The organism is Panacagrimonas sp. (assembly GCF_965216805.1).
Taxonomy (GTDB): Bacteria; Pseudomonadota; Gammaproteobacteria; order Nevskiales; family Nevskiaceae; genus Panacagrimonas.
Genome location: NZ_CBDCGN010000002.1, coordinates 1160388 through 1180333, shown reverse-complemented (window position 1 = coordinate 1180333; position 19946 = coordinate 1160388). Strand labels below are relative to the sequence as shown.

Here is a 19946-nt window from a genome sequence, read left to right as displayed (position 1 = left end):
CGCGCGACGCCTTCAACGCTTCAAGGCGCGCGTCATCAGAAACGTCTGCCGCACGCAGTTGTCGGCAAAGTATCCGGTGACGATGGTTTCGATCTCTGAGCGAAAGCGCGCGAGCCGTTCTGGTTGATCGGACAGCACCTGCACCGCCTTGATGAACGGTGCAGCCGTGAGTTCCATCTTGGCGCGAAAATGGCGCGGACTCAGCGCAGGGTTGACCATGTCGCCGCTGCTGAATTCCAGTTCGCGCACAGCCTCACCCAACCGTTCCCGCACCACCTCCGGTCGCCCCCAGGCGGTGGGCGCAGCCGCTCCAGGCGGCGCCGGAACGTGCGTGGCCACCAGATCGAACAGACGGCCGATCACCAGCTCCGGCGACCAGGTGGAGAACGCAATGCGCCCGCCCGGCTTGAGCACACGCAGCATCTCGGCCACCACCATCTGCGGGCGCGGCGCGAACATGTGGCCGAACTGGCTGAGCACGACATCAAAGCTGGCATCCGGGTAGGGAAGATTCTCGGCGTCGCCCTCGGTGAACTCGATACCGGCATCGGCGATGGCAGCATTGCGGCTGGCCTCCTCCAGCAACGCCGGTGACAGATCCAGGCCCCGTACCCGGGCGCCGACCGCGTGCGCCGTCAGCGCCACCACGCCAGTGCCGCAGGCCAGATCCAGCACGTGCTGCCCGGGCTGTACGCCGGCATAACGCACCAGGTGCGCGGCCGCAGGCGTGGTGAAAACCGCCAACAGCGAAAACAGGCCCCAGGATTCACGCTGCGCAGCTTTCATCGCGGCAAACGGGTCGGCAGTCATCGCTTTTGCAATCCAATATTGATAACCGATGATATACCCATGGCCGTATACCGCACTCAAGCCGACACGTAGGCCGTCTTGCCCAGGGTGTAGAAATCGCGCGCTGCCGCACCCTGTTCGCGCGGACCGTGGCTGCTCGCTTTCCGGCCGCCGAACGGAACGTGATAATCCAGACCTGCGGTCGGCAGGTTGACCATCACCACACCGGCCTGGATCTCGCGACGGAAGTGCTCGGCGGCAGCCAGCGAGCGCGTGCAGACGCCGGCGGCCAAGCCGAACTCGGTGTCATTGGCAAGGCCAAGGGCATGATCGAGATTCTCCGCCGCGATCACGCTGGCTACCGGACCGAATATTTCCTCGCGGTTGATCCGCATGTCCGCGCGTGTCTGCGTGAACAGCGCGGGTTCGAGGTAATGACCGGGCGTTTCGCGCGTCAAGCGCTGCCCGCCCGTCACCAGTTGCGCCCCCTCAGCCTTGCCGATGGCCAGGTACTGCTCGGATTTTTCCAGTTGCCGCGTATCCACCACAGGGCCGATGTCGGTGCCGGTCTTGAGCGCATGATCGACCTTGAGCGCGCGCATGCGCGCGACCATCGCATCCACGAACCGATCGTGGATACCGCGCGTAACGATCAATCTCGAAGAGGCCGTGCAGCGCTGCCCGGTAGAAAAGAACGCGCCGTTCACCGCGCAGCTCACCGCTACGTCCAGGTCGGCATCGTCGAGCACCAGGAGCGGATTCTTGCCGCCCATCTCCAGTTGCAGCTTGAGCATGCGCGGCGACGCCGCGGCAGCAATCGCCTGGCCGGTGGCGACCGATCCGGTAAAGCTGATGGCATCGATCTCGGCACTCGCCACCAGCGCCTGACCCACTTCCGCGCCGACTCCTCCCACCAGGTTCAACACCCCGGGCGGTAAGCCGGCACGATGCAGAATGTCCACCAGCATCCAGGCGCTGGCAGGTGCGATCTCCGATGGCTTGAACACCACGCAATTGCCGAAGGCCAAGGCCGGGGCGATCTTCCACGCGGGGATGGCGATGGGAAAATTCCACGGCGTGATCAGCGCCACCACGCCGACCGGCTCGCGGGTCACTTCGACTCGAACGCCGGGCCGGATGGAAGCACCGAGTTCACCGCTCAAGCGCACCGCTTCGCCAGCAAAAAAACGCAGCAGATGCCCGGCCCGCGTGACCTCGCCGAAGGCTTCCGGCAGGGTCTTGCCTTCCTCGCTCGCGAGCAGACGGCCCAGCTCTTCGCGGCGCGCCAGCACCTCGGCGGCCGCAGCGTCGAGGATGTCCGCACGCTGTTGCGTCGTGCTGCGCCGCCAACCGGAAAACGCATCGCGTGCCGCGGCGCAGGCCTCGCGCACCTCGTCGGCGTCGGCCAATGAATGACGGCTGACGACCTCGCGCGTATCGGACGGATTGACGTTGTCGAGCTGCGAGCTGCCTTCGACCCAGCGGCCACCGATGAGGTTGTGGCGAATCGGCGTCATGGTCTTACTCTGGGTCCAGCGGCGGCGCGCCGAGGGGATAGCCGCGCGCAGCGTAATCGAAACCGCCCAATTCCAACGCGGCAAGCCCACGGTCCTGCGGCGAGGCGTAATAGGCGCGGATCTCGCGGATCAGGCCGGTGTCGCCAAAGATGTACCACTCGTCGCCACGCAGCATCACGCCTTCGCGTCGCTTGAAATGCGTCCATTCGATCACCGCTCGGCCACTGGCGGGATCGCCGATGAACTGGTCGACGGTCCAGTAAGAGCCGAACTTTTCCACCGCGGCCTGCCAACGCCGGCCGATCTCCAGTCCGCCGCGAAACGGTCCGCCGTACATACCGGGCGGAAAGTAGTGAATGCCGTCGGGCTCGAAGTAGGCGGCGATACGTTCCGGGTCGCCGCTGTTGCAGGCGTCGAAGTACGCTCGGATATGCGCTTCCATGCGCCCGAGCGTCAGGACAGAAGAAGGATTGCTCATCGACAAGACTCCTGGTTGGCGCCGATCAGGCGCGCTTGGGTCGTTCCGCCGCCGCGGCTTCGCCGCAGAGATAGCCGTAGGTCATGGCCGGACCGATGGTGCCGCCACCACCCCAGTAGGCCTGAGCGGCGGGACTGGCGACGCAGTTGCCGGCGCCATACAGCCCCGCAATCGGTGCGCCTTGCGCATCCAGCACCTGGCCCTTGGGATTCACGCGCGGCCCGCCCTTGGTATCGAGCGTGCCGGCGCCGAGGATCACCGCGTAATAGGGTCCGCTGTCTGCAATCGGATGCAGGGCGGGATTGGGATAGGGATTGTCGACGGGCTGCAGTCCGACGAACTGCCAGGCTTGTTCGTTGGGCGTCTCGCCGCGGTGGAACTCGCTGTCCTTGCCTTGCCGCGCGGCCTGGTTGAATCGCTGGACCGACTGCCTCAGGTTGGCAAGAAAATCCGGCGCCAGTTCCAAGCCCCCGGTGTGATCGGCGATAGCCACCAGGCGCGCTTCAAGCTGCCGCACCAGTTCGGGCAAGGTCGCGGCCTGCACCACGTGCGCCTGCCTGGCGTCCTTGCCAGGGATGGGGTCGTAGCCGGCGTAGGCCTGCGCGGTGCGCGCATCCCAGATCATGAAGCCGAGCAGGTTGGGGTACTCCAGCTTCACCGGATCCCAGACGAAATGCAGTTGCGCGCGCTCGTTGTAGGCGATCTTTTCGTTGCCGAAGCGCAGGCCGTAGCGATTGACCTGGATCACGCTGTCGCCCGGCGTGGACCACACGTTGAACGGCACGCTGCGCGTCTTCAATGCGACCTCCACCGCGACTTGCGCCCACCAGGCGTTGTTCATGTTGCCCAGTGGGGCACCGAGACCGGCGGCGATGCCGACGAAATCGCCGGTGCTGCCCGGCGCCGCGCAACCGCCCCAGATCTTGCCACGCAGAAAGCTGTCGGCCATCGCCACGTTGTGGGTGTAGCCGCCGCTGGCGAAGATCACCGCCTTGTGAGCGCGCACGTGCAGCGGTTTTGGATCACCGTTGTCGACGACCACACCGGTGACCTCACCGGTGCCATTGCGCGTGACCGCCGTCACTGCGTGGTCCAGCAGCACCTTGATCGGACGGTTCTCGAAACCTTGCTGCAATTGCCACAACAAGGATGTTCCCGCGCCACCGCCACCCGCCCAGAAATGCCGCTCCGGATAAGCCTTGACGTCGCAGACGATGGAGCGGCCGCGCTCGACCTTGTTCTCCGGGATATCACCATAGTAGTCGGGCCACACCGCGTTTTCGGCGTACAGCCACGGCATGATCCTGAGCGCGCTCTGTGCCATCAGCGCTTCCACCACGCGGCGCGCGTGATCCACGAAGGTGCCCAGCAATTCGAAGTCGTCCGCGGCGATCCCCAAGGTGGGATGATCGGCACGGAAAAGAGTGGGCTGCGCCAGCCGCACCATGTAGCGCAGGGTGTCCAGACGTTCATCCTTGACGCCCTGCGCACGCAGGATGGGGTTGTCGGGAATCCAGAAAACGCCCGCTGACTTCGCGGTGGTGCCACCCTGAAACGGCATTTTTTCCAGCATCAGCACGGTGACGCCCTGCTGGGCCGCCGCCAGTGCGGCGCTGGTGCCAGCGATGCCGCTGCCAACGATCACGACATCGGCCTCCATCGCCCATTCGGTGTCCGGCCCGCTGTCCTGTGCAACCACCGCGGGCACGCCAAGACCGGCGAGCGGAACCGTCGCAAGACCCTTGAGCAGACGCCGACGTCCACCATCGTGCGTGGCTGCAGCGAGCGTCGGGGCCTTGCTCATTAGATCTCTCCGCGTTGTCTGTGCCGACTGCGTTGCTTGTGCCGACGGTGTTTGCGACGGTAGCCGACCCATCCGTCTAGGGATATCCGGTCGATGCCCCAGCGTTTTCAGATTTTTCTGAACAGGGGACTGCGCACCTGCTGAGCATCGGCGGCGGACAGGAATTTTTCGGTGTAGATGTCGTTCTCGAACAATCGCCCCTGCATCAGCGTGGTGATGCAGGCGTCAATCATCAATGGCGGCCCGCAGAGGTAGGCCTTGTGATCCCGAAAGTCGTTGTCGAAATGTGCCTTGGCGGCCTCGTGCACGAAACCGCGAAATCCGCGCCAATCACTGCCTTCGGGCTCGTGCGACAACGCAGGCACGTAGGTGAAGTTGGCGTGCTGCGCGGCGAGCTGCGTGAACTCATCGTGGTAGTAAAGCTCGGCGCGATGCCGCTGTCCGTAGACCAGGGTCAGCGGCAGCTCACAGCCGCCGGCCAGCAGGTCGGCAATCATGCTGCGCGGGCTGGACAAGCCGGACCCACCCGCCATGAAGATGCAAGGCAACTGCGCCGATTTGCGCACGAAGAAGCGTCCGTAAGGACCGGACATCTCCAGGCGATCGCCGACCTTCAGTTCGTTGTGCAAGTAGGCGGTCCCACTGCCACCCGCCACGATGCGCACATTGAGTTCCACCTCGTCGCCCTGCCCCGGCGGGTTGGCGAGCGAGAACGGACGGCTGATGCCCAGACTGGGAATGGAAAGATTGACGTACTGACCAGCCTGAAAATGAATCGCCTGTTCGAGCTTGATCCAGATCCCCTTGATGGTCGGGGTCAGGCCGGTCACCCGACTCACCGTGCCGGCGAAATCGCGCACCGGAATGATTTCTGCGTCGGGCTCCTCGTCGATATCGGCTTCGATGGTGAGGTCGGACTGCAGGGTCGCGCAGCAGGCCAGCGTCTTGCCTTCGTCGCGTTCGAAATCCATCAGCGCGAACGGCGAAGCCTCGCCATGCTCGACCTCGCCGTCTGCGATCTGCACCTTGCAGGTCGCACAGAGGCCGTGGCAGCAGGCATGGGGCAGCCAGATGCCGGCGCGCAGACAGGCGTCCAGGATGGTCTGCTCGTCTTCCACGTCGATGGTTTGACCGAGGGGCTCGATGGTCAGTTGGTAAGTCATGCCTGGTGCTATCGAATTCGTACGCTTACACCTTGAACTGTGTTCCCGGCCCCGGTCGCAAAGCGCCCGGGCGTTCGGGATCGCAGCGAGCGCCACTGGCACTCGCAAGGCGCGATTGCTCACCCCGCCCCGTTGTACCCATCCAACCCCGGCGTGCGGAAGCGGATCTGCTGCTTGTGGCCGATGCCGTTCTCCTTGAGCGACTTTGCAGGGTCCGGCGTGAACGGTCCCTTCGAGGTGCTCCACTGCACCGCACTCCAGTCGATCCTCGCGAAGTCCGGGTGATCGGAGAAGATCGAAGGGATCACTTTCTCGATCAGTCCGCCGAAGGGCATGTCCGGCGGCACCGGCAGGCACATCGGCCAGCCGAACATGGTGTGCTTCTCCCAGCACAGGCTGATGAGCTGCTGGCCGTGGTACTTGTCCACGGTGTCCTGGAAGTCGCCGTGGTAGTCGGCGGTGACAGCCTTGACGGGCATGGGGCGGTTCTCCTGACGATCTATTGGGCCTGGCAATTAAGCCTGGGCGGCACGCGCCGCCAGTTCGGCGGCACGCTTGACGCTGGCTGGCACGCCGCCGATACCCCAGCGGTCCGGGTGCACTTCGTCGATCTGCAGTCGGATACGGTCCGGCTTCATCTCCAGCACGCGGGCGACCGCGTCGGTCATTTCGCGGATCAGCCGGTGGTGCTGTTCCACCGGCCGGCCCTGCAACAGCACCATGCGGATGAAAGGCATCTCCAGTTCGGCGCGCGCGGCCGTGCCCAGCACCTCGTCGGCCGGAATCCCGCGCAGCCCCCACAGGGCGGGCTCGACCTCGGTCACCCAAACCTCGAGACGATCCAGCGGCGCGTCGATGACCCGCGCCAGGGTTTCCGAGCAGTCACGCACGAGACGCTTGAGGCGCTCCTGCGGATGGCCCTTGAGGACGATGACATTGCAGGCCGGCATGGCGCTCAGCCCGCCTTGTTCGGGGCATTCATCGGCCCGTCCGTGCTGCGGACGGCGTCGGTGTAAGCACCTTCGTGAATGTTCGCCGGCCGCGAGGTCCACTGTTCCCAGCGCTTGGCGTCGAGCGAATCCTTGAACAGGCCGCCGTCGATGCCGGGCCGGATGCCCATGTACTTGAGCGCCTCGACCATCGGGTTGAAGTCCGGCGCGGTCGGATCGACGCCGGGCAGGAAACAATTGCCCTGGTAGATCTGGTTCACCGGCATCCAGGCATGCACGTACTTCTCCGGCTCGTCGTCGAAGATGTCCTTGCAACCGTCCGAGCAGAAGTGGAACGTCTCGTTCCTGTAGATGCTCTCGCGATGCACGAACTCGGTCGGGTCGTCGGCCTCGGTGTACAGACAGGGCCACTGGCAGGTCTGGCAGAGCTGCGGCAGGCACTTGCAGGTGAAGGGCTTGCCGTCTTTCTCCAACTGCCGCCAGTACTCGTAGCGTGGGCGGTAGTGCTTGTCGAAGGTCTCGCCGTACTTCTCGGAGAACCAGTTCATCTCCTCCTCGGACGGCAACCACATGTTGAAGCCGACCGCGTCGCGGTTGGCATAGAACACGCTCCACATCTCGTGGCTGACGCGGTTCTTCTCCTTGATCGTCACGTCGGCGTACTTGGGCGGCTTGATGCCGTAGCGCGCCAGGTCCGCAAACAGCGCGCCACCGTTTTCTTCGTAATAGATCGTCCAGGCCTCGCCCCAGCTCATCACGCGCTTGGGCAGGATGTAATCCATCATGGTGGCCAGCAGCGCCAACAGGCGGTAGCCGCGCCAGAACCACTTGTCGATCCACTTCTGCACGATCGGCACATTGGCCGGATCCTGCTCGAGCAGGAATTTGATGACCTCGATACCCAAGGTCATGTGCCTTGCTTCGTCGCTCTGTGCAGAAAAGCCGAAGCTCACCGTGCTCATGTCGCCGTTGAAGGCGGCGCCCGACATCCACGGCATGAACGCGAGGTTGGTCAGCACGTACTCGAACGCGAAACTGATCGCGACGATGAACTCGAACGGCCCGCTGGTGCAGGCATCCTCGAAGAAGCTCTTGGGGATCGACAGGTACCAGACGCGATCGAACTGATAGGGGAAGCGGTCCATCCCCTCGAAATACTTGTTGTAATGGCTGATCGCGTGGATCTGCGTGGTGGCGTGACGCAGCTCGTCGATGCTCTGCATCTGCGCGGCTATACGCGGCCCCACACCGGGGAACTCGCGGCCGAGCATGCAGAAGCCTCGGTGCGAGGCATACTCCAGCTCGACGATGCCGTTAAGGAAAATCTTCAGCGCCTGCACATAGCGCGCGTCGGTCACGTTGAACTGGCCGTTGCCCTGCTGGAACGCATCGATGATCGAGTAGAGCTTGCGCTCCTTTTCGCCCTGGTATTTCCAGTAGGCGTCCATGGTCAGACGAAACGGGTCTTCCCACTTGTCCCAGTCGTGGATCTTGATGCCTTCGAAATCGATGAAGCGGAAGACGTCTTCCTTCTTCTCGTAGGTCGGCTCCCAGCCCAGGCCACGCGTGAGCATGGCGTAGTTTTCCTTGAGGCTGAGCTTCTTGGCGGGTTTGATATTGCCGTCGGCTGCCATTGTCGAATCTCCGATTACGTTCAACCGGGGCCTATCGGCCCCGTGCTTGGATTACGGGGTTTTCCACTCCAAAACAAATTCCTCTTCCGACTCGTCCACCTCGCCGGCGAGCGAGATCAGATTGACGTAGATCTCGCGCAGGTCGAAGTCGCGTCCGGCCAGTTCGGAAATGGAATCGCGTTTCACCACCAGCCGGCCGGGGCAATCGATCTTCACCAGCGCCGGCATCTCGTTGAGCTTGGCGTTGGGATTGTCGGCCATGATGGCCTCGATGATCGGACGGGTGTCGTTGTTGTCCTGAAATGCGATGAAGACGGGTTGCGTGCTGGCCATGTGATTTCCTTAGCAAGGGCGGCCCGCGGCCGCCACGTTGTTGGCGGACATCGCCCGCCCTAAAGCTTCAGACCGAGCTTCGCAGCCCGGGCATTGAACGCAGCGATCACCGTCTCCAGCGCGGCATCGGCCTTGTCACCGAGCGCCGCCGTGGCTGCGGGTTTGAGCGCTGCCAACCACAGCCCTTGCCATTTCAACGTCCACTCGGAAATCAACTTCGCGTTCTCGGCGCTCTCTGCGGCAGCGGTTTTGACGGTAGCGTCCACCCAGCGGGCGGTTTCCTCGTACCAGCGCATCAGATAGTCAGTGAGCGAGGACAGCGCCGGACCGTTCTGCTGCGCGAAGTCCGCATCGAACTGCTGGTAGAACAAGGGATAGATCAGCCCATCCGCCACCAGATTCTGTGCGGCGTGCAGCTCGAACCAGTCGCGGGTCACGAACAGGCGTTCCATCTCGCGGCGCACGCCTTGCCAGGCCGGCTCGTCCAGCCACAAGCGCTTGCCTTCCGCGAGCGAATCGCCGGTGTTGCCGTCGACCAGCAGGCCGATCCGCGACAGGTGCTGCGCCATGCCCAGGCGGTCCATGCAGTTCATCATCGCCGCCTGCGTGATCGCCGTGCCGTAGCCGTAACCGGCCACGTGCGAATTGTTCATGTTGGCGCCGAACTCGTAGTGCCGCAGCGGCACCAGCGCCGACACCAATTGCTGGCGTGCCGACAGCGGCAGTGTGCGCAGCAGATCACGCTTGTCGACGAAGTCGAGCACCCGATCCAGCGCCTCCTGCTGCTTGGCGCGGGTGATGGTGTAGGCGCCGTAGTAATACTGACGCGGGTCCTTGAGCGCATACCAATCCTTCATCACCACTGCGGTGCGGCGCACGTCGTACAGGTCGCGGTTCGGATCCCACAGCGGCTTGTAGTGAAAATTGGTCGTCGGCTGAACGTCGTACGCAATCTCCTGATAGCGCGTCGCGTTCTTGTCGCCGAAACGTTTGGCCAGATGCTCGAAAGTATTGCGGATCGGCTTGACGCCGGTGGTCCTGATCTCGACCGTCATCGGGTTCTCCTTCCTGAATGCTTTTCTTCAGACGTCAATCCAGACGCCAAACGGCTCATTCGGTGACGCCCGGGATGCCATAGCGCCACTTGGCTTGGTCGATGTCCATCGCCTCCTCCTGCTCACGGGTCAGGTGTACGACGCGATTGACCCTGCAGAAGTCGCGATAGGCGTCCAGCGGCAGGATCAGTTCCGTCATCAGTTCGGGGCTGCCGACACCAAACGCAAATTCCACGAAGCCGCGCTCGGTCAGGCGATGAAAGCGCACGTAACGCGCCTGCAGATCGTCGACGTCGAAAAGCGGCTGCGGAGCAGATGTTTCGCCCGCCATGAGTTCCTCCAGCACGTCGCGTAGGTTCGCAACTTGTAGCACCACCGTAGCATCGGTCGTGCCATCGCCACCCCGCGTGATTGCGACGACAGGTTTATGTTCTTATCGACTGTTTTAACTGGAATAGTTAGCCATAGCGGCGCCCGGTTAGTACCGTGGCGCAGCGTTGAATGAATGATTTTCGTCACCTGCGGTGGCCGCTGGCAGCGCGGCATCGCTCAAATGATCGTGCTGCGTTGCAGCAAAGCTCCAGGCCGACCCACGCTCGCCATGGTCTATCCTTTCGGCCTATTTCAGCTTGCGAGCGCGCATGCCTTCCTCTTCGCCGCCGCGTCGAGACCGCAACCGGCAGACCCGGAGCGAGCCCAGCCCCGTCGGGGCCGGCGACGCGGGCCTTGCGCTGCCCGACAACGCCGACCTGGTCTCGCGCATCCACTTCTCCACCCAGGACGGCCGCATCTGGCTGGACGATCAGCGCATGCTGCTGTTGCACGCCTCGGGCTTCGGCGTACTGCGGCGCGAGCTGATCGAAAGCCTGGGCAGCGACCGGGCACGCGGCCTGCTGACCCGCATCGGCTACAACTCCGGCGCCAACGACGCGCAGCTCGCCCGCAAGTTGCGCAGCAAAAGCGGCGCGGTGGACATGATCCACGTCGGTCCGCAGCTGCACATGCTCGAAGGGGTGGGAACCGTGGTGCCGGTACGCACCGACGTCGACGAGGAAAGCGGCCAGTTCCACGGAGAGTACCTGTGGTATGGCTCGTCCGAAGCCGAGGAACACATCCGCATCTACGGGCTGGGAGCGGAGCCGGCCTGCTGGATGCAGATCGGTTACGCCTCGGGTTTCATCAGCCGCTTCATGGGCCGCCCCATCCTGTTTCGCGAAGTACAGTGCAAGGCGCAGGGTTACGACTGCTGCCGCATCGTCGGCAAACCGGCCGACCAGTGGACCGACGCCGAAGGCGACCTGCGTTTCCTGCGTGCAGACCCCCTGACCGACGGCATGGCCACCCGCGCCGCCGCGGCCACGCTGACACCCGAACCGGCGTCCGAATCGCCGGCGTCGCTGCTGGGGATCGAGGATGTAGTGGGCGTCTCCGCCGGCTTCAACGCGGTCTGCCACAAGATCCGCCGGGTTGCCGACACTCGTGCCTCCGTGCTGTTCCTGGGCGAAAGCGGCGTCGGCAAGGAAGTGCTGGCGCGTGCGCTGCACCGCATCAGCCCGCGCGCGGAGCAGCCCTTTGTGGCGATCAATTGCGCCGCAATCCCCGAAACCCTGGTGGAGGCCGAGCTGTTCGGCGTCGAGCGCGGCGCCTATACGGGGGCCGCCAGCAGTCGTGCCGGACGTTTCGAACGCGCCGATGGCGGCACTCTGTTTCTGGACGAGATCGGAATTCTTTCGAACACCGCGCAAGGCAAGTTGCTGCGTGCCCTGCAGGAACGCGAGATCGAACGCGTCGGCGGCACCAGAACGCTACAGGTCGACGTGCGGGTGATCGCGGCGACCAATCTGGATCTGCAGGAAGCGGTGCGTGCGGGACGGTTCCGCGAAGATCTGTTCTACCGCCTGAACGTCTTTCCGGTGCGGGTGCCCGCGCTGCGGGACCGTCTGGAGGACATCCCGGTGTTCATGAACCACTTCCTGCGCAAGTACTGCCGCCTGCATGCGCGCAAAGTCTCCGGCTTCACCGGCCGCGCCATCGACGCCATGCTCGGCTATCGGTGGCCGGGCAATATTCGCGAGCTGGAGAACGTGGTCGAACGCGGCGTCATCCTGGCACCCGAGCGCGGCGCCATCGACATCGTCCACCTGTTCTCCGGCGGCGAGGACCTGGAGTTCAACCATCTGGCCCTCAACCGCGGCGGCACGCTGGGCAAGCCCGCGCCCGCTAGGGGCAACCGCGGCGGCCTTGAATACGGCGAACCCGACCGGATCTCGCGCGTGCGCAGCAAGATCACGCACCTGCTCGCTGGCGTCGCCGACGATGCCGAGCCCACCAGCCTGCAGGACATCGAAGACGCGCTGGTGGACAGCGCCGTGCGCACTGCCAACGGCAATCTCGCCGCCGCCGCACGCCTGCTGGGCATGACCCGGGCGCAACTGGTTTATCGACACAAGTCGCGACGGCCGTCGCAGGAATAACCAGCCGGCGTCGCCCCGCGAGCAGGCAACCGGCAAGCGATGCAGGAATGAACGCCGAGCCGAATATCGGCCCGCGTTCGTTGCGACGATCGGCAACAATGGCGGTTTATCCGCTCCCCGCCCGCGCGCTTGACCGCATTCTCCGCCGCTGTCGCACCGATTGCCCTGGCTCCGATGGAGGGCCTGGTCGACGACCTGATGCGCGACGTCATCACCCGCGTTGGCGGGGTCGACTGGTGCGTCACCGAGTTCGTGCGCGTGACCCGCCATCTGCTCCCGGCCAGCGCGTTTCAGCGCCTGGCTCCGGAACTGCAGCAGGGCGGTCGCACTGCCGCGGGAACGCCGATGCACGTGCAATTGCTGGGCTCCGACCCCGCCTGCCTGGCCGACAATGCCGCGTTCGCCTGCACCCTGGGAGCGCCGGTGATCGATCTCAATTTCGGCTGCCCGGCGAAGACCGTGAACCGCTCGCGCGGCGGCGCCGTGCTGTTGCAGGAGCCGGAGTTGCTGCACCGCATCGTGTGCGCCGTACGCGCAGCGGTGCCGCCTGCGATCGCGGTCACCGCCAAGATGCGCCTGGGCTACGAACACACCGACCTGGCACTGGACTGTGCGCGTGCCCTGGCCGGTGGCGGTGCCGCTCAACTGGTCGTGCACGCGCGGACCAAGGTCGACGGCTATCGCCCGCCGGCGCACTGGGAATGGATCGCGCGGATCAGCGACGCGGTATCGGTCCCGGTGTATGCCAACGGCGAGATCTGGAGCGTGGACGATTGGCGCCGCTGCCGCGAAGTCAGCGGCGTGGCGCCGATGATGCTGGGCCGCGGCCTCATCGCGCGCCCCGATCTGGCACGACAGATCCGCGCCGCTCAGGCCGGCCTGGACTACGGCCCGATGGCCTGGCACGCGCTGCTGCCGGAGGTTCTGCTGTTCTGGCACCGCGTGCGTGCGCGGCTGCCGGCCAAATACGCGCCTGGCCGACTCAAGCAGTGGCTGTGCTGGCTGGCCCGCAGCTACCCGCAGGCGGCCGTTCTTTTCGCCGAAGTGCGTGCCGAAACCTGCGCCGAGCGCATCGACCAGCGCCTGCTGGGCGCAAGCCTGGAGCGCAGCTCAGTCGAGCTGCTGCGGGACAAGGCGCTGGCTGCCTGACACTTCGGGGCGCGCGAGCAGGCGCTGCCACAGCCAGCGCAGCGCCGGACCGCTCGGCGGCCGCGAACCCACCGGCTTTGGCGCTGCTGGCGTCCAGCCTTGCGGACCGCGCTGCGCCACTTCGAAGGTGAAGTAGTAGTAAGGCTCCTGGCCCATGCGCAGATCGCTGATGCGCGCGGTGTCGCCGACCGCCTGCACGGCGTAGTAGCCGTGGCTGAAGGCGACGAGGCGCGCCACCGGATCATGTGCGGCCAGGGTCTGCGCCAGGTCCTCGTCGCGGGCAAAGCGATCGAAATGAACTTCGCGCGCCGGATCGAGCAGCGAATAAAAGCCCTCGAAATAATCCTCGCCATCCATTGCGACCACGCGCCACAGCACGCTGTTGAATGCGGTCGGCGAGATCAGCAGTCGTTGGAAGTCCTGACCCCGATCACGCAACGCGGCCTCTGCCACGCCGCGTACGTGCGCCTGCACACCCACGCCCCAGACCAAGTACAGGCTGCTCAGACCCAGTCCCCACAGGTTCCAGCGCAAGCTGCCGTGCAATCCCTGCTGGTGCTGCAGTCCGAACGCCAGGCCCAGTCCGATCAGCAAAGGCAAGGTGTACAGCGGATCGATGATGAAGATGCTGCCGACGCCAAAAGGGTGGTTGGTGAACGGCAGTCCCAGTTGCGTGCCATAGATGGTCATGCTGTCCAGCAGCGGATGCGTCACCAGCACCAGGAACGTCGCGAGCCACCAGCGCCCAAACAGGCGGGATTCCCGATGCAGACGCGCGATACCAGCGGCGATCAACGGCGCCGCCAGGCTCAGATAAAACAGCGCATGGGTTTCGCCGCGATGCAGGGTCATGTTGCGCACCGCGTCGCCGCGATCGATCAGCGCATCCAGGTCCGGCAGCGTGCCGCAGGCCGCGCCCCACAGCGCGGCGCGCAGCAACGGCGTGCGACGGCCCATGACCGCCACGCTGACTGCGGCGCCGAGCGCCATCTGAGAAAGAGAATCCATGGATCGAAGCGTCAGGTTCCGGCAACGCCGCAGATTATCGTCCAGCGAGCCGCGCACTCCCGCTTTTTTCCTGTCGCAGGAACGAAAGGTTCCCGGAAATGTGGGGGGGCTCGCATTTCGCCGTTCCGGTACGGCTGCAGCGGGCATAGGCTTCATACGCTTGGCTGCGCCAGGCGCGAACTGCATCGGATTTCCGGTGCACCCGTCCTCACACCCCGTCTTCACGAGGGCGAACCGTTCCGGCAAGGAGAGACCCCATGACCGATGTGTCGCGCTACTTCGATCAGGAAATGAAGAACCGGAAGAAGATTCAGATCTCCGGACCCAGGAGCTACGTGGATTCGGTGGAAAAGATCCTCAAGGACTGGATCTATTTCAGCTATGTGGGTCGGGCGGTGCTGAGCGAAATCTACGGCAGTGCTCAAGGCACAGAGGTACACATCAAGTTTTCCAGCTCGAGTGGCGCCGACAGCTCGGGCGTTCTCGAAGACTCGCGGGCGGAAGGCTCATACGCAACGGATTTGACCAAGGGCACAGGCAAGGGGGCATCGTCGGTGCTCTCGTTCGATCTTACGTGCAAGCTGCCCTCGAATCTGTGCAAGACCAAATGCACCAATCCGCGCTTCAATCTCCCCAGGTTCGTCCTCCTTCACGAACTGGTGCACTCGATGCGACATGTGCGGGGAAAATGGCGGGCGGGGGTGACGGTAAATCTCAACCGGAAGTCGCTTGCTCTCGAAGAGGCTATCGGTATCGTCATCACCAATATCTTCATGTCGGAAAAAGGCGACAACAAGCTGCGCGCCGACCACGTGTCGCTCGATACCATCGGTCCCGACGTCCAAAGCTTCGTAAAACAGCCGACGGCCTCCACGATTCTGGATCAGATCAGGGCGGACCACCCGGCGCTGTACAACGGGATCGCCGGGCTCAAGCAGAGCAAATTTCCGTTCAATCCCTTCGCCGCCCATCCCTGAGCGCCGCACCCCCGGAGTCGCCCAGCCCAAGCCGGCCAAGTCCTGCCGGCAGGCGCCCGGGCAGTGCAGGCCCACCCGGCGGCAAAAGCCCCGGCCGGCGGGTCAAGCGCCCACCCTGCCGGTGCGGACGGGCGCCGCAAGCTGTCGCCGGAGTCCCGCCCTGGCTGCCTTGGCGGACTTTCTCGGGCCGCGGGTTTGCACTAACGTGCCCGTATCGCAACCCATCTGGAATCCACGGCCGCACCCATGAAAGCACCGGCCCTCGACCCGCCGCGGCTATCCCGCTTCGGTGAACACCTGCTGAGCAGGATCGTCACCGCCGAGGTCGACGCCATGATCGACGGCCTGCACAAGCGCACCGGCAGCTTTGGCTACGACCCCTGGGGCTACGACGAGGGCTCGGTCAAGCTGGCCGCGGGAGTGATAAAGCTTCTGTACGAGCGCTATTTCCGGGTGCAGGCGCACGGGCTGGAGAACATCCCCGCACACGGCCGCGTGCTGATCGTGGGCAATCACAGCGGCCAGCTGCCCATGGACGGCGTGCTGGTGGGCTATGCGCTGCTGAGCAATGTGCATGGACCGCGTGCCGCACGCGCCATGATCGAGCGCTTTTTCCCGACCGTGCCGTTCCTGGGCAACCTGCTCAACGGTCTGGGCGCAGTGATCGGCGATCCGCACAACTGCGCCAAGATGCTGGAGTCCGAAGAGGCCATCATCGTGTTTCCCGAAGGCGTGCGCGGTTCCGGCAAACCCTGGCGCCTGCGCTACCAGTTGCAACGCTTCGGCAATGGCTTTGTGCATCTGGCGATGAACCACCGCGCGCCGGTGGTGCCGGTGGGCATCGTCGGCTGCGAGGAGACCATGCCGTCGCTGGGCAGCATCACGCCGTTGGCGCGCCTGCTCGGTGTGCCCTACGTGCCGATCGTGCCGGTCCCGCTGCCGCTGCCGGCACGAGTGATCCTGAATTTCGGCGAGCCCGTCGAGTTCGATCCCGAGCCCTGTTCGGAGACCGAAGCACAGCGGCGGGTGGAGACGGTGAAGGCAAGAATCCAGGCGCTGATCGACGCCGGCCTGTCGCAGCGCGAGCGGGTGTTCTGAGCATGGCCAGGTCCAGGACCACGGAGCCCGCGCGCAAGACCATACTGGTCACCGGCGCAGCCGGGTCGCTGGCCAAGCGCGTCATCAGCCGCCTGCATGGGCGATACCAGGTGATCGCCGTCGATTTTCGACGCAAGGTGGACACCGACGCCGGCATCCCGTCCTACAAGGTGGAGATCCACAAACGCGGCTTCGAGGATATTTTCCGCGCGCACCGGATCGACGCGGTATTGCACCTGGGCCGTATCTTCCCCCACGAGTCCGACCGCAGCCGGCGCTACAACGCCAATGTGCTCGGCACCAAGATCCTGCTGGATCTGTGCCGCAAGTACGGCGTCGGTCAGGTGCTGATCCACTCGACCTACATGGTCTACGGCGCGTCGCCGTACAACCCGTCGCTGCTGGACGAGGATGCCCCGCTCAAGGCCAGCGAGGCGACTCAGGACCTGGTGGACGCGGTGGAGGTCGAGTCCCTGGCCGCCATCTTCTTGTGGAAGCATCCGGAGCTCAACATCACCATCCTGCGGCCCTGCAATGTGCTGGGTCCCGGCGTACGCAACACCCTGTCAGTCCTGCTGTCCCGCAGGCTGGTGCCGGTGCTGATCGGCTTTTCGCCGGTGATGCAGTTCCTGCACGTGGACGACATGGCCGAAGCCATCGCCGTGGCTTTCGAGCGCAATCTCCCGGGGATCTACAACGTGGCGCCGGACGATTACGTGGCGTATCAGGTGGCGGTCGACCAGTGCGGTTGCCGACGGCTGCCGGTGCCGTCGATTCCCCCCGCGCTGCCGCGCCTGTGGAGCCGGGCACTCAACTGGAACGCATTCTTTCCGCCGTACATGATCCCGTTCTTCAAGTATCCGGTGATCATCGACGGCCGGCTTTTTCGCGAACGCTTCGGTTGGAAACCGCGACGCAGCCCCCACGATATCTTCGGCTATTACCGCAAGCAGAAGCAGGTGAATCCGTGAAGCGGTTGCGGATTGCACAGCAGCCGCGTCCACGTCATCGACATTGCAGTCCGACGCCACCCGTACCCGGGCTGCAGATTCAATTTGCGCAAAGTTCGAGCAGAATCCCCATCGGGTTTTGATCGACGTCAATCCAGGAGTTTGCAGATGACCAAGAAGACCAAGGAAAAAATCGCGAAGATCGACATCGGCATCGACAAGGACAGCCGCAAGGCCATCGCCGACGGCCTGTCGCGCCTGCTCGCCGACGAGTACACGCTATATCTGAAGACCCACAACTTTCACTGGAACGTTACCGGGCCGATGTTCAACACGCTACACCTGATGTTCGAAACCCACTACAACGAAGCGGCGTTGGCGGTGGATGCGGTGGCCGAACGCATCCGCGCGCTGGGCTTCCCGGCGCCAGGCACCTACAAGCAATACGTGACGCTTTCCTCGATCGGCGAAACCGAGGGCGTGCCCGAGGCCATGGAGATGGTGCGCCTGCTGGTCAAGGGCCACGAGGCCTGCGCCAAGACCGCGCGCTCGGTGTTCCCGATGGCCGATGTCGCCAATGACGAACCCACCGCCGATCTGCTCACCCAGCGCCTGCAGGTTCACGAGAAGACAGCGTGGATGCTGCGCTCGCTGCTCGAGTGATGGCGCGCGTGGCACCTGCAGGTCCTGCCCTGCTGGCGGTACGCCGGCTCAAAGTCCATTACCCGGGCGAAGGCACGACGCCGTGGGGCAAGCGTCCTGCGGTGAAGGCGGTCGACGGCGTCGACCTCAACCTGTCGCAGGGCGAAACCCTGGGCATCGTGGGTGAGTCCGGCTGCGGCAAATCCACGCTCGCGCGGGCGCTGGCCGGCCTGCAGGGCGTGACCGCGGGCGCCATCGAGTACGACGGCCGTCAGATCGCACAGCTCGACGACAACGCCTGGCGCCCGCTGCGTCGGCAGATCCAGATGGTGTTCCAGGACCCGCTGGCGAGCCTGGACCCGCGCATGACCATCGGCCGCAGCATTGCCGAGCCGCTGGAAGCGCTATGTCCGGAGATCGCCCCGCGCGAGCGCGATGCGCGCGTACGCGAGATGCTCGAACGAGTGGGGCTTTCCGGCGCCCAATACAACCGATATCCGCACGAATTCTCGGGCGGCCAGTGTCAGCGCGTGGGCATCGCGCGCGCGCTGGTGGTGCAGCCGCGCATCCTGATCTGTGACGAGCCGGTGTCGGCGCTGGACGTGTCGGTGCAAGCGCAGATTGTCAACCTGCTGGCCGATCTGCAGACCGAGATGGGTCTGTCGATGATCTTTATCGCCCACGATCTGGCGGTGGTTCGCCACATCAGTCATCGGGTGATGGTGATGTACCTGGGCAAGGTGATGGAACAGGGCCCGCGCACCGCGCTGTTCGACGCTCCGGTCCACCCCTACACGCGCGCGCTGCTGGCGGCGGTGCCCGGCAACACCGGCAGCGAGCGCCTGCAGCCGCTGCAGGGCGAAATTCCCAGCCCCGCCAATCCGCCGCAGGGCTGCGTATTCTCCACCCGCTGCCCGATGGCAGAGGCGCAGTGCGGCCGCCTGGTGCCCAACCTAAACCGCGTGGTCCATGGCGGCTATTCGGCCTGCCACTTCACCCTGCAGTCGGCGGTCTGAGCGGGCGCAAAGCGACGCGCGGCACTGCGCACTACTGGCAGCTCGGCTTCTGTCCGCGCCCCAGCGCCGCCACGTAGAGGTCCAGCGCAGACTTCATGCGTGCGTTGAGATCGCCGATGCGGGTCTGGTCGGAAGGATGGGTCGACAGCATTTCCGGTGGTTTCTGTCCGCCGCTGGCCTTGGCCATGTTCTGCCACAAGGTCACCGACGCGCGCGGATCGAAGCCGGCCATGGCCATCAAGTCCAGGCCCAAGAGGTCGGCTTCGGACTCGTGACTGCGCGAGTAGGGCAGCAGGAACAGTGCGTTGACGCCCATGCCGTACAACTGCCCCACCCCGTAGGCAGAGGCCAAGGCTCCGCCCAATTGCGCCGGAATATTGGCCGAGGCGCGCTCGGCCGAATGCCGCGCGAGCACGTGCGCTACCTCGTGGCCGATGACCGAAGCGAGCTGATCCTGCGTGTTGGCGACCTTGAGCAGGCCCTCGAACACGCCGATCTTGCCGCCCGGCAGCGCGAACGCGTTGACGTCCTGGCTGGCGAAGACGCCTACTTCCCAACCGGCCGGGATACTCAGCTCGGCGTTGTTGGGAAGATTGGGCACCTGCCGGGTGATGTGGTTGGACACGCACTGAACGTAACGCACCGTGGCCGTGTCCTTGGAGGCCGGCATCTCCTTCTGCATCTGCCGGAACGAGGCTATCCCTTGTTCGGATATCGAATCGTCGGAAATCAGGATGAACTGCTTGCGTCCCAGCGGCGACGTCGCACATGCCACGATGGCGACACAGGCGCCCAGCAAAAGTAGTCTGCGCATTGAAAAAAGTCCGGCGGTTTTGGAAGGTCGCACCGGATAGTAACCAAGCCAATTGAATCGCGGTTGAACTGGGCGTGAACCCAAAGCCTGCATTC

General features: G+C 64.5%; 20 protein-coding genes. 7 read left to right on the top strand and 13 right to left on the bottom strand.

Going from position 1 to position 19946, the window contains the following annotated elements:
* Positions 1-12: 12 nt before the first annotated feature.
* The 11 genes from ACOOHP_RS05565 to ACOOHP_RS05515 form a co-directional block, all read right to left on the bottom strand.
* Positions 13-810, bottom strand: coding sequence for a class I SAM-dependent methyltransferase (locus ACOOHP_RS05565; protein ID WP_420465464.1), 798 nt, complete (start codon positions 808-810; stop codon positions 13-15).
* 56 nt (positions 811-866) lie between these two features.
* Positions 867-2306 (bottom strand): aldehyde dehydrogenase family protein, encoded by a 1440-nt coding sequence (locus tag ACOOHP_RS05560; protein WP_420465463.1) that lies wholly within the window; start codon positions 2304-2306, stop codon positions 867-869.
* A 4-nt stretch (positions 2307-2310) separates the two neighbouring features.
* Positions 2311-2784, bottom strand: coding sequence for a nuclear transport factor 2 family protein (locus ACOOHP_RS05555; protein ID WP_420465462.1), 474 nt, complete (start codon positions 2782-2784; stop codon positions 2311-2313).
* A gap of 25 nt (positions 2785-2809) precedes the next feature.
* Positions 2810-4588 carry an FAD-dependent oxidoreductase gene (locus tag ACOOHP_RS05550; protein WP_420465461.1) on the bottom strand — a complete coding sequence of 593 codons (1779 nt, stop codon included), beginning with the start codon at positions 4586-4588 and terminating at the stop codon, positions 2810-2812.
* Between the two features lie 107 nt (positions 4589-4695).
* On the bottom strand, positions 4696-5751 hold the full coding sequence (locus ACOOHP_RS05545) for an NADH:ubiquinone reductase (Na(+)-transporting) subunit F (protein ID WP_420465460.1): 1056 nt from the start codon (positions 5749-5751) through the stop codon (positions 4696-4698).
* Positions 5752-5870: 119 nt separating this feature from the next.
* Positions 5871-6230, bottom strand: coding sequence for a phenol hydroxylase subunit P4 (locus tag ACOOHP_RS05540; protein ID WP_420465459.1), 360 nt, complete (start codon positions 6228-6230; stop codon positions 5871-5873).
* Positions 6231-6266: 36 nt separating this feature from the next.
* Positions 6267-6701, bottom strand: a complete 435-nt coding sequence (locus ACOOHP_RS05535) for a tautomerase family protein (RefSeq protein WP_420465458.1) — start codon at positions 6699-6701, stop codon at positions 6267-6269.
* Positions 6702-6706: 5 nt separating this feature from the next.
* Positions 6707-8335, bottom strand: coding sequence for a YHS domain-containing protein (locus tag ACOOHP_RS05530; protein WP_420465457.1), 1629 nt, complete (start codon positions 8333-8335; stop codon positions 6707-6709).
* Between the two features lie 51 nt (positions 8336-8386).
* Positions 8387-8668 (bottom strand): MmoB/DmpM family protein, encoded by a 282-nt coding sequence (locus tag ACOOHP_RS05525; protein WP_420465456.1) that lies wholly within the window; start codon positions 8666-8668, stop codon positions 8387-8389.
* Positions 8669-8727: 59 nt separating this feature from the next.
* The gene (locus ACOOHP_RS05520) at positions 8728-9723 is read right to left on the bottom strand and encodes an aromatic/alkene monooxygenase hydroxylase subunit beta (RefSeq protein WP_420465455.1); all 996 of its coding nucleotides are present in this window, start codon (positions 9721-9723) and stop codon (positions 8728-8730) included.
* Between the two features lie 55 nt (positions 9724-9778).
* A complete protein-coding gene (locus tag ACOOHP_RS05515; protein WP_420465454.1) occupies positions 9779-10054 on the bottom strand; it encodes a phenol hydroxylase subunit in 276 nt (91 codons plus the stop codon).
* Positions 10055-10364: 310 nt separating this feature from the next.
* On the opposite strand from ACOOHP_RS05515, the gene ACOOHP_RS05510 reads away from it, so the two are divergent.
* A complete protein-coding gene (locus ACOOHP_RS05510; protein WP_420465453.1) occupies positions 10365-12197 on the top strand; it encodes a sigma 54-interacting transcriptional regulator in 1833 nt (610 codons plus the stop codon).
* Positions 12198-12371: 174 nt separating this feature from the next.
* Complete coding sequence (locus tag ACOOHP_RS05505; RefSeq protein ID WP_420466949.1) at positions 12372-13346, top strand: tRNA dihydrouridine synthase; 975 nt, start codon at positions 12372-12374, stop codon at positions 13344-13346.
* Here the strand turns inward: ACOOHP_RS05505 and ACOOHP_RS05500 are convergent.
* Positions 13308-14354 carry a metal-dependent hydrolase gene (locus ACOOHP_RS05500; protein ID WP_420465452.1) on the bottom strand — a complete coding sequence of 349 codons (1047 nt, stop codon included), beginning with the start codon at positions 14352-14354 and terminating at the stop codon, positions 13308-13310. The two genes, ACOOHP_RS05505 and ACOOHP_RS05500, sit on opposite strands and share 39 nt — an antisense overlap.
* Positions 14355-14611: 257 nt before the next feature.
* On the opposite strand from ACOOHP_RS05500, the gene ACOOHP_RS05495 reads away from it, so the two are divergent.
* The 5 genes from ACOOHP_RS05495 (at position 14612) to ACOOHP_RS05475 (ending at position 19037) form a co-directional block, all read left to right on the top strand.
* Positions 14612-15331 carry a hypothetical protein gene (locus ACOOHP_RS05495; protein WP_420465451.1) on the top strand — a complete coding sequence of 240 codons (720 nt, stop codon included), beginning with the start codon at positions 14612-14614 and terminating at the stop codon, positions 15329-15331.
* 246 nt (positions 15332-15577) lie between these two features.
* Complete coding sequence (locus tag ACOOHP_RS05490; protein WP_420465450.1) at positions 15578-16429, top strand: lysophospholipid acyltransferase family protein; 852 nt, start codon at positions 15578-15580, stop codon at positions 16427-16429.
* A 2-nt stretch (positions 16430-16431) separates the two neighbouring features.
* Positions 16432-17400 carry an SDR family oxidoreductase gene (locus ACOOHP_RS05485; protein WP_420465449.1) on the top strand — a complete coding sequence of 323 codons (969 nt, stop codon included), beginning with the start codon at positions 16432-16434 and terminating at the stop codon, positions 17398-17400.
* A gap of 147 nt (positions 17401-17547) precedes the next feature.
* Positions 17548-18042: a Dps family protein gene (locus ACOOHP_RS05480; protein ID WP_420465448.1), complete on the top strand. Its 495-nt coding sequence runs from the start codon at positions 17548-17550 to the stop codon at positions 18040-18042.
* On the top strand, positions 18042-19037 hold the full coding sequence (locus ACOOHP_RS05475; RefSeq protein WP_420466948.1) for an ABC transporter ATP-binding protein: 996 nt from the start codon (positions 18042-18044) through the stop codon (positions 19035-19037). The genes ACOOHP_RS05480 and ACOOHP_RS05475 overlap by 1 nt, the downstream gene beginning before the upstream one ends.
* A 31-nt stretch (positions 19038-19068) precedes the next feature.
* On the opposite strand, the gene ACOOHP_RS05470 is transcribed toward ACOOHP_RS05475, so the two are convergent.
* Positions 19069-19851: a M48 family metallopeptidase gene (locus ACOOHP_RS05470; protein WP_420465447.1), complete on the bottom strand. Its 783-nt coding sequence runs from the start codon at positions 19849-19851 to the stop codon at positions 19069-19071.
* Positions 19852-19946 lie beyond the last annotated feature (95 nt).